This window comes from Caulobacter vibrioides OR37, from assembly GCF_000372645.1.
Lineage (GTDB): Bacteria > Pseudomonadota > Alphaproteobacteria > Caulobacterales > Caulobacteraceae > Caulobacter > Caulobacter vibrioides_E.
The window spans coordinates 23,189-37,528 of record NZ_APMP01000016.1 but is presented as its reverse complement, the minus strand read 5'-3'; the positions used below and the strand labels follow the sequence as shown (position 1 = coordinate 37,528).

The window sequence follows — 14,340 nt, the reverse complement described above, 5'->3', positions numbered from 1 at the left end:
TCGGCCGTCGCGAACCGGACGGCCTGTCGCGCGCCGCCTTGTCGCACCCTGAGTTTCGGTAAAGGCTCGACATCGGCGGGCGGATGATTCCCAACCCGCGCGGAGACGCCATGACCGCCGCCATCGTCCTCGAAGAGGTGAGCAAGACCCATGGCGGCCAGACCGTCCTGGCGCCGACGTCGCTGACGATCGCCAGGGGCGCCTTCGTCGCCCTGGTCGGCGGATCGGGCGCGGGCAAGACCACGCTGCTGAAGCTGATCAACGGCCTCTCCGCGCCCGACACGGGGCGGGTGCTGATCGACGGCGCCGACATCGCCGACCAGTCGGGTCCGGCGCTGCGGCGCGGGATCGGCTATGTCTTCCAGGAGATCGGCCTGTTTCCGCACATGACCGTCGCCCGGAATATCGGGATCACGCCCGAACTGCTGGGCTGGCCCGCCGCCGAGATCGCGGCGCGGACCGAGGAACTGCTCGACCTCGTGGCCCTGCCGCGCGCGATCGCCGGGCGGGCGCCGTCGCAGCTGTCGGGCGGGCAGCGCCAGCGGGTGGGCGTGGCCCGGGCCCTGGCGGCGCGGCCTTCGATCCTGTTGATGGACGAGCCGTTTGGGGCGCTGGACCCGGTGACCCGCGTGGCCCTGGCCGACGACGTCCGGACCCTGCACGAGCGGCTGGGCCTGACGACGGTGATGGTCACCCACGACGTCGGCGAGGCGCTGCTGCTGGCCGACGCGGTGGTGGTGATGGCCGGCGGCAAGGTGCTGGCTCATGTGTCGCCGACTGAACTCCTGGCGGGGCATCCCGACCCCGCTGTCGCCGACCTGATCGCCGCGCCCCGGAAACAGGCCCAGCGTTTGGCGGAGCTGGCCCGTGGCTGACCGCCTGACCGCCGCCCTGGCTGTCCTGCCCGAGCGCCTGGGCTGGCATGTCGCGCTGTCGGCCTCGGCGCTGGGCCTGGGCCTGGCCGTCGCCCTGCCGCTGGGGATCGCTGCGGCCCGCGATCCGCGCCTGAAGTGGATTTCGCTGGGCGCAGCCGGCCTGGTTCAGACCATACCCAGCCTGGCCCTGCTGGCGCTGTTCTATCCGGTGCTGCTGCTGCTGTCGGGCCTGGCGACGAAGGTGCTGGGGCATGGCTTCCCGGCCCTGGGCTTCCTGCCGTCGCTGCTGGCCCTGACGCTGTATTCGATGCTGCCGATCCTGCGGAACGCGGCGGCGGGCGTCTCCGGCGTCGATCCCGCCGTGGTCGAGGCCGCGCGCGGCGTGGGCATGACCGATCGCCAGCGGCTCTGGCGCGTCGAGCTGCCCCTGGCCGCGCCGGTGATCATGGCCGGCGTGCGCACGGCCGCCGTCTGGACGATCGGGGCGGCGACCCTGTCCACGCCGGTCGGCCAGACCTCGCTGGGCGACTACATCTTCTCAGGCCTGCAGACCGAGGACTGGGTCGCGGTGCTGGTCGGCTGCGCGGCCTCGGCGGCCCTGGCCTTGGCGGTGGACGCCTTGCTGGGCCTGATCGAGGTGGGGGTGGCGCGACGCGACGGCCGGCGGCTCTGGGCTGGTGGCGCGGGCCTGGCGATCGGCCTGCTGGCGGCGCTGGCGCCGCTGGCGGGGGCGGCCCTGTCTCGGGGCGCTCCGGCCTATGTCGTCGGGGCCAAGAACTTCTCCGAGCAGTACATCCTGGCCGAGTTGATGGCCGGACGGCTGGAGGCCGGCGGCGCGACCGTGCGCCGGCGCGTGAACCTGGGCTCGGCGGTGGCCTATCGCGCCCTCGCGGCGGGCGAGATCGACGCCTATGTCGACTATTCGGGCACCTTGTGGGCCAACGTCCTGAACCGCGCGGACAATCCAGGCCGGCAGGCGGTGCTGGAAGGCCTCAGGCGAGCGTTGAAGGCGCGCGACGGGGTCGTTCTGCTGGCGCCGCTGGGCTTCGAGAACGCCTATGCCCTGGCCATGCGCCGCGACCGCGCCAAGCGGTTGGGCGTCCGAACCCTGGCCGATCTGGCCGCCAAGGCCCCGAGCCTGACCCTGGGCGGGGATCTGGAGTTCTTTTCCCGGCCCGAATGGAAGAGCGTCGAGAGCGCCTATGGCCTGGCCTTCAAGGCCCGCCGTCAGTTTCAGCCGACCTTCATGTACCGGGCCCTGGAGAGCGGCGAGGTCGACGTGATCTCGGCCTTCTCGTCGGACGGCCGGATCGCCGCCGACGACCTGGTGCTGCTGGACGACCCGAAGGCCGCGCTGCCGCCCTATGACGCGGTGATCCTGGTTTCGCCCAAGCGAGCCGACGATCGGCGGCTGCGGGCGGCGCTGGCGCCGCTGGGCGGGCGCATCGACGTCAAGGCCATGCGGGCGGCCAACTACGCCGTGGACCGAGACACCGGAAAGAAAAGTCCGGCGGAGGCGGCCAGGATGCTCGTCGGCGACGCGACGGCGACGTCCCGGCGCGATTGAACGGCCCGTGGTTCGAGATCTCTTCCGCTTCAAGGTTGAAATCTGTTTGGTTCAAGAGGCGGCTAAGCGATGGTTGCGCCGTGACAGAACGTCGCGCGTTCTTCATAACGCCCGTGTTCAGTCTCCATTCAGCCGAGGTCCGTTAAACCCGACCGCATGAAACCGATCCGTGCTCTCATCGTCGCCGCCGCGCTGGCCGCCACCCTTCCGGGCCTGGCCTCGGCGCAGCGTGGTCCGGACTCGCTGGGCGCCGACTGGCGCGAGCGTCAGGATCAGGCGCGCGGCGGCGTTCAGTCGGGACGCCTCGTGCCGCTGGGCCGGGTGATCGAGATGATCAGCCGGCGCGTGCCCGGCCGGGTGCTGGACGCCGGCCTGGAAGGCCGCAACTATCGGGTCCGCTGGGCCACCGCGGACGGCCGTCGCATCGACTTCATCGTCGACGCCGAGACCGGTCAGATCCTGAGCGGCGGCTGAGGAGTTACCACGTCATGCGCATTCTGCTCGTCGAGGACGATCCCGACCTGACGCGCCAGCTGAAGCTGGCCCTGGCCGACGCCGGCTACGCCGTCGATCACGCCCCCGACGGCGAGGAAGCCCAGTTCCTGGGCGAGACCGAGCCCTATGACGCGGTGGTCCTGGACCTGGGGCTGCCGAAGGTGGACGGCGTATCGGTGCTGGAGCGCTGGCGGCGCGGCAATGTCACCACGCCGGTGCTGATCCTGACCGCGCGGGCCGCCTGGAGCGACAAGGTCGCCGGTTTCGACGCCGGCGCCGACGACTATCTGGCCAAGCCCTTCCACACCGAGGAACTGCTGGCTCGCCTGCGCGCTCTGCTGCGGCGCTCGGCCGGCCACGCCGCGCCCTCGCTATCGTGCGGCGCGCTGCGCCTGGATCCCCGGGCGGCGCGGGCCAGCGTCAATGGCGAGCCGCTGCGGCTGACCTCGCTGGAATACCGGCTGCTGCATTACATGATGATGCACCAGGGCCGGGTGATCGGCCGCACCGAGTTGGTCGAGCACCTCTACGACCAGGACTTCGATCGCGACAGCAACACCATCGAGGTGTTCATCGGCCGCCTGCGCAAGAAGCTGGGCGCCGACCGTATCGAGACCGTGCGGGGCCTGGGCTATCGGCTGATCGCGCTGGAAGGCGAGAGCGCTTAGCTCCGTGATCGATCTTCGTCGCCGCTCGCTGGTTCGACGGCTGGTCCTGATCGCGGGGGTCTGGACCTTGCTGGTCATGCTGGTGGCCGGGGTCTTTCTGACGGCCCAATTCCGCGGCGCGGCCATCCGGCGCTTCGACCAGTCTCTGGCGGTGCTGACCGATGATCTCTACGCGGGCTCGTCGGTCGACGACGGCGAGCTGCGCGCCCCGTTCCTGACCGACATCCGCGCCACGCGCGCCTATTCCGGCCGCTACTGGGTGATCCTGGACAAGCAGCGCGACGGGGCGATGCGCGCGGTCGAGCGGTCTCGCTCGCTGTTCGACAGCGACCTGATGCTGTCCTCGCGCCAGGTGGACCAACTGGACGCCAAGCCGGGCAAGACCCAGTACTTCGATCTTCGCGGCCCGCAGGACAAGCCGCTGCGCGCCGCCGCCATCCAGGCTCGGCTGCCGGGCTATCCCGATCCCGTGGTCTTCCTGGCCGCCGAGGACCGATCTCCGATCGACGCCGACGCCGATCGTTTCGCGGGCGTCACCGCCATCGCCCTGCTGATCCTGGGCGTCGGCCTGATCCTGGCCGTGGTGGTGCAGGTGCGGTTTGGTCTTCAGCCGCTGTTTCGACTGCGCCGCGAGGTGGCGGCGGTCCGGCGCGGCAAGACCGAACGCGTGGATGGCGCCTATCCGGACGAACTGGAGCCCCTGGCGCGCGAACTGAACGCCCTTCTGGCCCATAACCAGGAGGTCGTGGAGCGCCAGCGCACCCACGTCGGCAATCTCGCGCACGCCTTGAAGACGCCGCTGTCGGTCATGCTGACCGAGGCGTCTCAGCAGCCGGGCCAGCTGGCCGAGGTGGTCGAGCGCCAGGCCCAGACCATGCGCGAGCAGGTCGACCACCACCTTCGCCGGGCCCGCGCCGCCGCGCGCTCCCAGACCAGCGGCGAGCGCACGCCTCTGGAGCCGATCCTGGACGAGCTGGCCGTCACCCTGGAGCGGATTTTCCAGGACAAGGGGGTCCAGATCGATTGGCGCTGTCCCGAGGACCTGTGCTTCCAGGGCGAGAAGCAGGACCTGATGGAGCTGGCCGGCAACGTCATGGAAAACGCCGGCAAGTGGTGCCGGGGCAAGATCCGGGTCGAGGCCGCGCCGGAGGGCGAGGCCAGGCTGTTGCTCACCGTCGACGATGACGGCCCCGGCCTGCCGCCCGAGGAGCGCGCCCAGGCCCTGAAGCGCGGTCAGCGTCTCGACGAGAACGCCCCCGGGTCGGGTCTGGGTCTGTCGATCGTCGACGAGTTGGCGCGGGCCTATGGCGGCTCCGTGCAACTGGGCGAATCGCCCCTGGGCGGTCTGCGCGTCTGCCTGGACCTGCCTCGCGCCGAAGCTTAGCCGTAGGTTGAGAAAGGTCGCCGCCCTCGATCGGTTCGCATACCGTTGGTCGGCGTTTCTAAACCTTTAGTCGTGTTGAGCTTTTCGCGGCGCGACAATATGCTCTGACGCGTCGGATTTTCATCGCGTTTCGGAAATCCTTAACCTCGTTTCGAACATGGTTGACGTCCATCGGACACGCGCGTCCGTTTCGGGGGATCATGGCCGCTATCGCCGCCCACAAAATGCAGATGATCCGGACGCTGGTGGAAACCGCGCCGGACGCGGCGCTGCGCAGTCTGGAGCTGGCGTTGTCGGGCGCGGGCGGACAGGGTTCGTTGGCCGCCGTGCGGGGACTGGTCGAGGACGAGACCGCCAACCGCTTCGTGCGAAATAATGTCCTGGCTCCGATCGCGCCGCTTTGCGTCGCCCGGCGCGAAGGCCAGGTGGACTTTCCCGCCCCCGTGCTGTCTCGCCTTTGGCGGGCCCTGAAGTCGGTCGCGCCCGAAGGCGTGCAAGAGGCCTCGGCCAAGTGCAATCCGTGGGATCTGGAGCAGGGGACGCCCGAGATCTTCGACGAACTGTGCAAGACGGCGGCGGCCGGCCTGCGCGACCCGGACAACGCCGCGTTCGACAGCGTTCGTGTTCTTTGCGATCCCGAGGATCTGGCGCTTTGCCTGCAGCTGGCGCCGATCGTCCGCAGCTGCCTGCCCAAGCTTTCGGAGTGGGTCAGCCGCATGTCGGGCGAGCGCGCGGCCGCCGCGCGTCTGGCCTATCGCGACGCCTGCCGGATCAGCGATGACGCCGGCGCCTTGCTGCTAGACATCCTGTCGGCCCATCTGCCCGACGACTGGCGCATCCTGCGGGTGATCTCGGCGGTCATGGACCGCCCGTCCGATCGCTATCTCGCCTCGTCGGAGTTCAAGGACTTCGGCGAGCGCATCCTGGACGACATCGATGCGTCGATCGTCCGTGTCGAGACCTTCAATTTCGCGGATGGCGAAAAGGTCGGGCGCGAGGTCGCCCAGGTCGCCCATAAGGTCCAGCTGCAGATCGTCGAATTCCAGCAGTCCGTCGACGTCGCCAAGGATGGTCCGTGGGGCAAGCGTCTGGCCCGCCACAAACAGGTCATGGCCAAGGCTTGCGAGGTCCGCATGGAACAGGCCGACAAGGAGCTGGAACGGGCCCTGCCGACCCGTCCGATCTCGATGATGGGCAAGAAGGGCGGAAGGGGCGCGGCCAAGCTGACCGATGAGCCGGACGAGGCGCAGATCCGCCGCGCTCAGGGCGCCCTGGCCTTCGTCGCCGAGCTGCGCAGCTGCGCCGACAAGGCCGGCTATGGCACGACCCGCACCAAGGTGCTGGAAAAGCTGAACACGCGTCTGGACCCCTATATCGAGGACGTCCTGCACGTGGCCCGCACGGGCGAGGGCGGCGACACGGCCCTGGCCGTCAAGTATCTGAACATCGCCGCAGGCTTCATCGCCTACACCCGCGATGAAAAGACCGCCGAAATCGTCCGCCGCCGCGCGGCCGCCGCGATCGCGGCTTAACTGGCCAAGCCCGTCTTTCGGGCTGTTGAGAGCTCACATCTAGCGCGTCAGCCAGGCGTCCAAAGCCTTGTTGACCACCTCCGGCCGCTCCAGCGTGATCACGTGACCGCAGTCGGCGGCGATCGTCAGGGTCGCGCCAGGGATCGCCGCCGCCATCTCCTCGGACAGGGCCATGGGCGTGAGCCGATCGGCGTCGCCGACCACGATGGTCGTGGGGACGCTGATTTCGGCCAGAAGCGGGCGGCTGTCGGGGCGGGCGATCACCGCCTCGGTCTGGCGCGCGAAGCCGTCCAGCCCAACCGTCCGGCCCATCCGGATGCTGACGGCGTTAAGCGCGGGGTCGCCCTTGCGGCTAGAGCGTGACGCCGAAAGTGGGAACCGGTTTCGGCGCAAGTCACGCTCTAAGTATTTGATTTAGAGCCTCGTTATCGCGTCAAAACGATTCCGTTTTGACGCGCGAGGCTCTAGGGTGGGTGAGAGCGTCCGCGCCCAGGTTCAGGAACCGCTCGAAGCCCACGGCGCGCGCCTGGTCCAGCATCTTGCGACGCGCGGCGGTCTGTTCGGGGGCGTCGGGCCGCGCCGAGGTGCAGATCAGCGCCAACTTCTCCACCCGTTCGGCGGCCTGACGCAGGATTTCGAAGGCGAGATAGCCGCCCATGGACACCCCCGCGAGCGCGAAGCGTGGCGGGGCGTCTTTCAGGATCCGCGCGGCGATCTCCGCCATGGTCTCCCCCGCCAAGGTGTTGGCGATGGCGACGGGGCCGTGGGGCCACAGCGTCGGCAGTTGAGGGGCGAAGATCTCCTCCGAGCAGAGGAGTCCCGGAACCAGCAGGATCGCCGTCATTGAAGCCTCTCCATGCGCGCGGCGACATCATGGCGCGGTGCGGCGAGGCACTTAAGCGCTTTTTTCGCTAACGGCCGGCTCGCGGAACGGCTAACACGCGGCCATGATCGCTTTCTGGATCGCCGCGACGGGGCTGTCTGCCGTGACCGCGGGCCTTGTGCTGCGGGGCGCGGCGAAGGCTCGTCCGGTCGATGACGCCGACACCCGGCTGGAACCGCATCGCCGCCGCCTGGCCGAGGTCGAACGCCTGGCCCTGGACGGCCTTCTGTCACAGGACGAGTTGAAGGCCGCGCGCGCCGAGGCGGGCCGGGGTCTGCTGGCCGCCGCCGACCAGGCCGAACACTGGACGCGGGACGGCGCTGGTCCGCGCAAGGCCGTGGTGGCGACCGTGGGCGCGGCCTGCGTCGCCGCCGTCGGTCTCTATCTCTTCGTGGGCCATCCCGAACTGCCCGACCAGGCCTTCGCCAAGCGCGTGGCCGAGTGGAAGGCCGCCGATCCCGCGACCCTGGCGCCCGACCAGATCGCCGCCGTGCTGGAAAGCGTGGTCGCCAGCCAGCCCAAGGCGATCGAGCCGCTGGTGTTCCTGGCCAAGGCCCGCGTGGCCAGCGGCGACCTGCCCGGCGCCGAGGCGGCGCTGCGCAGGGCCGTGCGCCTGGCCCCCAAGCGCGCGGACCTCTGGAGCCTGCTGGGCCAGACCTTCGTCATGGAGAGCGCTCAGAAGGGCGACGGCGGCCAAGTCGGCCCCGACGCCAAGCTGGCTTTCACCCAGGCCTTGAAGGCCGATCCGAACGACCTGCGCGCCCGCTATTTCCTGGGGCGCGGCAAGGTGGCGGACGGCGATGTGCAGGGCGGTCTGGCGGACTGGCGCGCGCTGCTGGCCAGTCTTCCGCCCGACAATCCGGCGCGCGCGACGCTCGCGGCGGAGATCGCCCAGGTCGAGACGCAAGGTCGTCTGGCCTCCGCCGAGCCCGCCGCCGCCCAGAACCCGCAGGTCCAGGGCATGATCGCCGGCATGGTCGAGGGGCTGGCGGCTCGGTTGGCCCAATCGCCCGATGATCCGGACGGCTGGGTGCGCCTGGTCCGCGCCTATGCCGTGCTGGGCGAGATCGCTAAGCGCGACGCGGCCCTGGCCAGCGCTTCGGCCCGCTTCAAGGATCAGCCCAAGGTGCTGTCGGCCCTGCGTCAGGCGGCCGACACGCCCGCTCAAGCCAACGTAAAGACGCCATGAGTTTCTGGCCCAAATCCCGCAAGGCGCGGACGCGCCTCACCGTGCTGCTGGCCGTCGCGCCGGTGCTGGCCCTGGCCGTGGGTCTGGCGCTGTTTGGCCTGCGCGACAGCATCTCGCTGTTCTACACCCCGGCCCAGGCCCAGGAGGCTCACGTCAAGCCGGGCCGCAAGGTGCAACTGGGCGGGCTCGTCCAGCGCGGCAGCGTGGTCAAGCACCCCGGCGGCGATGTCGACTTCGTGGTCGCCGACCACAAGGCGTCGGCCAAGGTGACCTATCACGGCGACCTGCCGGACCTGTTCCGCGAAGGGCAGGGGATCGTGGCCGAAGGCAGCTTCGATCCGAACGGCGTCTTCGTCGCCAAGCAGGTGCTGGCCAAGCACGACGAGCGCTACATGCCGCGCGATGTCGCCAAGGCCCTGAAGAAGCAGGGCGAGTGGCGGGGCGAGGGCGCGTCCGCTCCCAGCTATGGGAGCCAGAAGCCATGAGCGTCTGTCCTTTCTCCGGCGAGGCGACACGGGGATGATCACCGAACTGGGCGCGTTCGCCCTCGTCCTTTCGCTGATGCTGTCCGTCGCCCAGACCGGTCTGTCGGCCGTCGGCGGCGCGCGGCGCTCGCCGGTGCTGGCCGGCGCGGGACGCGGCGCGGCCGTGGCCGCCTTCGTCGCCGTCGCGGTGGCCTTCGCGGCCCTGATCCACGCCTTCGTGGTCTCGGACTTCTCGGTCGCCAACGTGGCCGGCAACTCCCACACCGCCAAGCCGATGCTGTACAAGGTGGCCGGCGCCTGGGGCAGCCACGAGGGCTCCATGCTGCTGTGGTGCCTGGTCCTGACGGGCTACGGCGCGGCCATGGCGGCGTTCGGCGAGAGCTTGCCGCCCAGGCTCCGGGCCTACGCCCTGGCCGTGCAGGGCGCGCTGGGCGTGCTGTTCCTGGCCTATGCCGTCTTCGCCTCCAACCCGCTGGCGCGCCTGCTGGAGGTCCCGGTCGAGGGGCGCTCGCTGAACCCCCTGCTGCAGGACCCCGCCCTGGCGGCTCACCCGCCGTTCCTCTACAGCGGCTATGTCGGCTTCTCGGTGGTCTATTCGCTGTCTCTGGCGGCGCTGATCGAGGGGCGGGTCGACGCGGCCTGGGCCCGCTGGGTGCGCCCCTGGACCCTGGCGGCCTGGAGCCTGCTGACCGTCGGCATCACCCTGGGCGCCTTCTGGGCCTATTACGAACTGGGCTGGGGCGGGTGGTGGTTCTGGGACCCGGTCGAGAACGCCAGCTTCATGCCCTGGCTGATCGGCGCGGCCCTGCTGCACTCGGCGATCGTCACCGAAAAGCGCGGCGCCCTGCCGGGTTGGACGGCCTTCCTGGCTCTGGCCGCCTTCACCTTCTCGATGCTGGGCGCCTTCCTGGTGCGCTCGGGCGTGCTGACCAGCGTCCACGCCTTCGCCGTCGATCCGACGCGCGGCGTCCTGCTGCTGATCATGATGGGCCTCGCGGCGGGGGCCGGCTTCCTGCTGTTCGCGATCCGCGCGCCGTCGCTGAACCCCGGCGGCCAGTTTCGCGCGGTCAGCCGCGAGAGCGCCATCGTCCTCAACAACATCCTGCTGTCGACCGCGACGGCGGTGGTGCTGCTGGGCACGCTCTATCCGCTGATCCGCGAGGCCATGGACGGCGAGGCCGTCTCGGTCGGCGCGCCCTTCTTCAACCTGACCTTCACGCCGCTGATGGTGCTGGCCTTCGCCATCCTGCCGACCGGCCCGCTGCTGGCCTGGAAGCGCGGCGACGCGCGGGGCGTGGCCCGCAAGCTGTGGGTCGTTCTGGCGGTCGCGGCCCTGTTGGGCCTGATCGCCTACGGAATCGTCCAGCCGCGCAAGGCCCTGGCCAGCGGCGGTTTGGCGCTGGGCTTCTGGCTGCTGGGCGGCGCGCTGCTGGAAATGGCCGACCGCCTGAAGCTGTTCCGCGCGCCGGCCGCCGAGAGCGTGCGCCGGGCCCGGGGCCTGCCGCGCGGCGCCTGGGGCGCGACCCTGGCCCACGCTGGCCTTGGCGTCTTCGTGCTGGGCGCGTCGTTCGAGACCGCATGGCGCGTCGAGGCCGCCCAGGCGCTGAGCCTGAACGACAGCCAGACGCTGGGCGCCTATGTGCTGACCCTGACCGACATCGGCACGGTGGAAGGTCCCAACTACCTGGCCGAGCGCGGCGTGGTGAGGATCGTCGACAAGGCGGGCCGTCTCATTTGCCGCGCCGAGCCCGAGCGCCGATTCTACCCGACCGGGGCCCAGACGACGTCGGAGGTGGCGATCTGTCCGCGCCTGCTGGACGACCTCTATGTGGTGCTCGGCGAGCGCCGGGCGGGCGAGGGCGGCAAGCCCGCCTGGCTGGTGCGCGCCTATGTGAACCCGTGGGTGCGGCTCATCTTCCTGGGGCCGCTCTTGATGGCGATCGGCGGGGCGATCTCGCTGTCGGACCGCCGCGTGCGCCTGGGCGTGGGCCGCCGGGCCCGGGAGGTGGTGTCGTGAGGGGCGCGGGCGTCATGGATCCTCCCCCGCGATGCGGGGGAGGTGGTCCGGAGGGCCGGAGGGGGCTAGCTGGGCGTATGCGGCGTTTGCCCCCTCAGTCGCTCCGCGACAGCTCCCCTGCGTCGCGCGGGAGCATCTCCAGGACCCTCGCCGTCGCCCTGGCCTCCATCGCCCTGATGGCCAGCGCGTCCGAGCCGTCCGAGCGTCTCGCCGATCCGGGCCAGGAGGCGCGGGCCCGGGCGATCTTCCGCGAGGTGCGCTGCCTGGTCTGCCAGAACGAGTCGATCGACGATTCCGAGGCCCAGCTGGCGGGCGATCTGCGGCGGCTCGTGCGCGAGCAGGTCAAGGCCGGACGCAGCGATGCCGAGATCCGCGCGTTCCTGGTGCAGCGATACGGGGAGTTCGTGCTGCTGAAGCCCCGCTTCTCGGCCGGCAACGCCGCGCTGTGGCTGGCCCCCGCCGGGGTGCTGGTCGTCGGCGGCGGGCTGATGATCGCGTTGCTGCGACGCCGGCAAACGCCGGAGGCGGAGCTTTCCGAAGACGAGGAAGATCGCCTGCGCCGACTGCTCGAAGACGATTGACACGATTGCGCCGAAAAGGGGCCGCAAGAAGCGCCCTCCGAGTGACGGAAAGTAAGTCGAGAGCCATTGCACCTTTTATCGCTGGAACTAGGTTCTCAGATCGAAAGGCCGCGCGTCGGACGCGCGGATGAGGAAAGACGAGAATGACCGCTAGGAAGTCGGGTTTCATTGTGGGCGCCGTCGCTGGCGCGGGCGTCGCTTGCGCGGCTCTGGCCGGAGTCGGGATGCGCATGGGGACGGCTTCGGCGGAAACGCCTCAAGCCGTTCCGGCCATGGCCGGCTCGCCGGCCTTCGCGCCGCCGCCGGGCGCGCCGATGTCGTTCGCCGACATCTTCGAGAAGGTCTCGCCCGCCGTCGTCCAGATCAACGTGACGTCCAAGGCCAGCCCGCAACCGCTGCGCATCCCGGGCCTGGAAGGCTTCGACATTGTGCCGCGCGGCCAGAAGGGCAAGCCGGGCCAGAAGGACCAGGGCGACGAGGATTCGCCGTCCCTGCCCAAGCAGCAGTCCGCCGGCTCGGGCTTCTTCATCTCGGCCGACGGCTACATCGTCACCAACAACCACGTGGTCGCCGACGCCGACGACATCCAGGTGGTGCTGAAGGACGGCCGCGAGCTGAAGGCCACGCTGGTCGGCCGCGACGAAGGCACCGACCTGGCCGTCATCAAGGTCATCGACCCCAAGGCCAAGGGGAAGGACTTCCCCTATGTGAACTTCGAGAACCAGGCCAAGCCGCGCGTCGGCGACTGGGTGATCACCATCGGCAACCCGTTCGGCCTGGGCGGAACGGCCACGGCCGGCATCATCTCGGCCTATAACCGCGATCTGGGCGACACGACCTCGTCGTTCGTCAACTACATCCAGATCGACGCGCCGATCAATCGCGGCAACTCGGGCGGTCCCAGCTTCGACATCTACGGCCGGGTGATCGGCGTCAACAGCGCCATCTACTCGCCGTCGGGCGGCTCGGTCGGCATCGGCTTCGCCATTCCGGCGGACATCGCCGAAGCGACCGCCAAGCAGCTGATCGCCGGCGGCAAGGTGGTGCGCGGTTATATCGGCGTCACCATTCAGGACTTCAGCGCCGAGTCGGCCGAGGCCCTGGGCCTGAAGGACGTGAAGGGCGCGATCGTCGCCGAACTGGTTCCGGGCGGTCCCGCCGCCAAGGCCGGCCTGCTGCCCGACGACATCCTGACCGGCGTCAACGGCAAGACCATCGCCAACCGCTCGGAGCTGACCCGCGAAGTGGCCAAGGCGCGTCCGGGCGAGACGATCAAGATGTCGATCATCCGCGACGGCAAGCCGCGCGTCATCGACGTCAAGTCCGGCACCCGTCCGTCGGAGGGCTCGCTGGCCTTGAACGACAATGACGACGATCAAGGCTCGGGCGCCGCGCCGACGCCGGACAAGCCGGTGACGGCCAAGATCGACGCCCTGGGCCTGACCCTGTCGCCGATCGACGCGGCCGCGCGTCAGACCTACAAGATCGACAGCGAGGTCAAGGGTCTGCTGATCACCGCCGTCAAGGGCGACAGCGACGCGGGCGAGAAGGGTCTGGCCAAGGGCGATGTCCTGGCCAATGTCAACGGCACGGCGGTCAACACGGTCGCCGACGTCAATGGCCTGATCGCCACCGCCAAGAAGGCCGGCCGCACCAGCGTTCTGGTCAAGGTCATCCGCCAGAACCGTCCGGTCTTCGTGCCGCTGAAGATCGCGCCGTAGAGGCCGCAAGGTTTCTTCGGTTGTCCTGATCGGCGGAAGTCGATCAGGACAGGCCGTAAGCCTGCCAGGGTCAAAAGACAGAGCCCCGCTCCGCACCGCCGGAGCGGGGCTTTTTCATATCTGTCGAAGGTTTAAGGTGCGACGCTCGCCGAAAGCGGTATCAACCGCTTGGACGGTCGCGCAACGCGCGGAATCGGGGGAACGTCGACCGTCACGCCATTCCGTTTCAAGCGCATGAGGGGCTCGCTGATGCGTATACTGATTATCGAGGACGATCTTGAAGCGGCGGGCGCGATGGCGCACGGCCTGAAGGAGGCCGGCTACGAGGTCTTGCACGCGCCCGATGGCGAGGCCGGCCTGTCCGAAGCCCAGAAGGGCGGTTTCGACGTGCTGGTCGTCGACCGGATGATGCCGAAGATGGACGGCGTCACCGTCGTCGAGACCCTCCGCCGAGAAGGCGACCAGACGCCGGTGCTGTTCCTCTCGGCCCTGGGCGAGGTCAATGACCGCGTCGTGGGCCTGCGGGCCGGCGCGGACGACTATCTGGTCAAGCCCTACGCCTTCCCCGAGCTGATGGCCCGGGTCGAGGCCCTGTCGCGCCGCCGCGAGACCGGCGCCGTGGCGACCACCCTCAAGGTGGGCGAACTGGAAATGAACCTGATCAACCGGACGGTCCATCGCCAGGGCAGGGAGATCGATCTGCAGCCGCGCGAGTTCCAGCTGCTGGAGTTCATGATGCGCCACGCGGGCCAGTCGGTGACCCGCACGATGCTGCTGGAGAAGGTCTGGGAGTACCATTTCGATCCGCAAACCAACGTCATCGACGTCCACATCTCGCGCCTTCGCAGCAAGATCGACAAGGGCTTCGACCGTCCGATGCTGCAGACCGTGCGTGGCGCCGGCTACCGGCTGGATCCGTAGTCTCACCATCCGACTTCCCCGG

12 protein-coding genes and 2 pseudogenes are annotated in these 14,340 nt (G+C 69.6%); 12 read left to right on the top strand and 2 right to left on the bottom strand.

Annotated elements, in window-relative coordinates:
* The first annotated feature begins 110 nt into the window (after positions 1-110).
* The 6 genes from OR37_RS12855 (at position 111) to OR37_RS12830 (ending at position 6,521) form a co-directional block, all read left to right on the top strand.
* On the top strand, positions 111-875 hold the full coding sequence (locus OR37_RS12855) for an ATP-binding cassette domain-containing protein (RefSeq protein WP_004620473.1): 765 nt from the start codon (positions 111-113) through the stop codon (positions 873-875).
* Positions 868-2,442 carry a glycine betaine ABC transporter substrate-binding protein gene (locus OR37_RS12850; protein ID WP_004620471.1) on the top strand — a complete coding sequence of 525 codons (1,575 nt, stop codon included), beginning with the start codon at positions 868-870 and terminating at the stop codon, positions 2,440-2,442. Before OR37_RS12855 ends, OR37_RS12850 begins: the two co-directional genes overlap by 8 nt.
* Positions 2,443-2,598: 156 nt before the next feature.
* Positions 2,599-2,916 (top strand): PepSY domain-containing protein, encoded by a 318-nt coding sequence (locus OR37_RS12845; RefSeq protein WP_004620469.1) that lies wholly within the window; start codon positions 2,599-2,601, stop codon positions 2,914-2,916.
* A 14-nt stretch (positions 2,917-2,930) separates the two neighbouring features.
* On the top strand, positions 2,931-3,605 hold the full coding sequence (locus OR37_RS12840) for a response regulator transcription factor (RefSeq protein ID WP_004620467.1): 675 nt from the start codon (positions 2,931-2,933) through the stop codon (positions 3,603-3,605).
* A gap of 4 nt (positions 3,606-3,609) precedes the next feature.
* Entirely contained in the window at positions 3,610-4,989 is a 1,380-nt protein-coding gene (locus tag OR37_RS12835; RefSeq protein WP_004620466.1) for an ATP-binding protein, read from the top strand.
* 200 nt (positions 4,990-5,189) lie between these two features.
* The gene (locus OR37_RS12830; protein WP_004620464.1) at positions 5,190-6,521 is read left to right on the top strand and encodes a hypothetical protein; all 1,332 of its coding nucleotides are present in this window, start codon (positions 5,190-5,192) and stop codon (positions 6,519-6,521) included.
* A 39-nt stretch (positions 6,522-6,560) separates the two neighbouring features.
* Here the strand turns inward: OR37_RS12830 and OR37_RS12825 are convergent.
* A pseudogene (locus OR37_RS12825) lies at positions 6,561-6,875 on the bottom strand (alpha/beta fold hydrolase); the annotation flags it as partial.
* A gap of 112 nt (positions 6,876-6,987) precedes the next feature.
* Positions 6,988-7,365, bottom strand: a pseudogene (locus OR37_RS12820) (alpha/beta fold hydrolase); the annotation flags it as partial.
* Between the two features lie 103 nt (positions 7,366-7,468).
* On the opposite strand from OR37_RS12820, the gene ccmI reads away from it, so the two are divergent.
* The 6 genes from ccmI (at position 7,469) to uczR (ending at position 14,318) form a co-directional block, all read left to right on the top strand.
* Complete coding sequence (gene ccmI / locus OR37_RS12815; RefSeq protein WP_004620458.1) at positions 7,469-8,593, top strand: c-type cytochrome biogenesis protein CcmI; 1,125 nt, start codon at positions 7,469-7,471, stop codon at positions 8,591-8,593.
* On the top strand, positions 8,590-9,078 hold the full coding sequence (ccmE, locus tag OR37_RS12810; protein WP_004620457.1) for a cytochrome c maturation protein CcmE: 489 nt from the start codon (positions 8,590-8,592) through the stop codon (positions 9,076-9,078). The genes ccmI and ccmE overlap by 4 nt, the downstream gene beginning before the upstream one ends.
* Positions 9,079-9,112: 34 nt before the next feature.
* Positions 9,113-11,095 (top strand): heme lyase CcmF/NrfE family subunit, encoded by a 1,983-nt coding sequence (locus tag OR37_RS12805; RefSeq protein ID WP_004620455.1) that lies wholly within the window; start codon positions 9,113-9,115, stop codon positions 11,093-11,095.
* 77 nt (positions 11,096-11,172) lie between these two features.
* A complete protein-coding gene (locus OR37_RS12800; protein ID WP_004620453.1) occupies positions 11,173-11,676 on the top strand; it encodes a cytochrome c-type biogenesis protein in 504 nt (167 codons plus the stop codon).
* A 143-nt stretch (positions 11,677-11,819) separates the two neighbouring features.
* Positions 11,820-13,397 carry a Do family serine endopeptidase gene (locus OR37_RS12795; RefSeq protein WP_004620450.1) on the top strand — a complete coding sequence of 526 codons (1,578 nt, stop codon included), beginning with the start codon at positions 11,820-11,822 and terminating at the stop codon, positions 13,395-13,397.
* Positions 13,398-13,646: 249 nt separating this feature from the next.
* Complete coding sequence (gene uczR / locus OR37_RS12790; protein WP_004620449.1) at positions 13,647-14,318, top strand: two-component system response regulator UczR; 672 nt, start codon at positions 13,647-13,649, stop codon at positions 14,316-14,318.
* Positions 14,319-14,340 lie beyond the last annotated feature (22 nt).

Bases quoted from the DNA above. Each gene is read 5' to 3' on its own strand.
- OR37_RS12855 (WP_004620473.1), top strand. From the start codon at position 111: ATGACCGCCGCCATCGTCCTCGAAGAGGTGAGCAAGACCCATGGCGGC.
- OR37_RS12845 (WP_004620469.1), top strand. From the start codon at position 2,599: ATGAAACCGATCCGTGCTCTCATCGTCGCCGCCGCGCTGGCCGCCACC.
- OR37_RS12840 (WP_004620467.1), top strand. From the start codon at position 2,931: ATGCGCATTCTGCTCGTCGAGGACGATCCCGACCTGACGCGCCAGCTG.
- OR37_RS12830 (WP_004620464.1), top strand. From the start codon at position 5,190: ATGGCCGCTATCGCCGCCCACAAAATGCAGATGATCCGGACGCTGGTG.
- ccmI (WP_004620458.1), top strand. From the start codon at position 7,469: ATGATCGCTTTCTGGATCGCCGCGACGGGGCTGTCTGCCGTGACCGCG.
- ccmE (WP_004620457.1), top strand. From the start codon at position 8,590: ATGAGTTTCTGGCCCAAATCCCGCAAGGCGCGGACGCGCCTCACCGTG.
- OR37_RS12805 (WP_004620455.1), top strand. From the start codon at position 9,113: ATGATCACCGAACTGGGCGCGTTCGCCCTCGTCCTTTCGCTGATGCTG.
- OR37_RS12800 (WP_004620453.1), top strand. From the start codon at position 11,173: ATGCGGCGTTTGCCCCCTCAGTCGCTCCGCGACAGCTCCCCTGCGTCG.
- OR37_RS12795 (WP_004620450.1), top strand. From the start codon at position 11,820: ATGACCGCTAGGAAGTCGGGTTTCATTGTGGGCGCCGTCGCTGGCGCG.
- uczR (WP_004620449.1), top strand. From the start codon at position 13,647: ATGCGTATACTGATTATCGAGGACGATCTTGAAGCGGCGGGCGCGATG.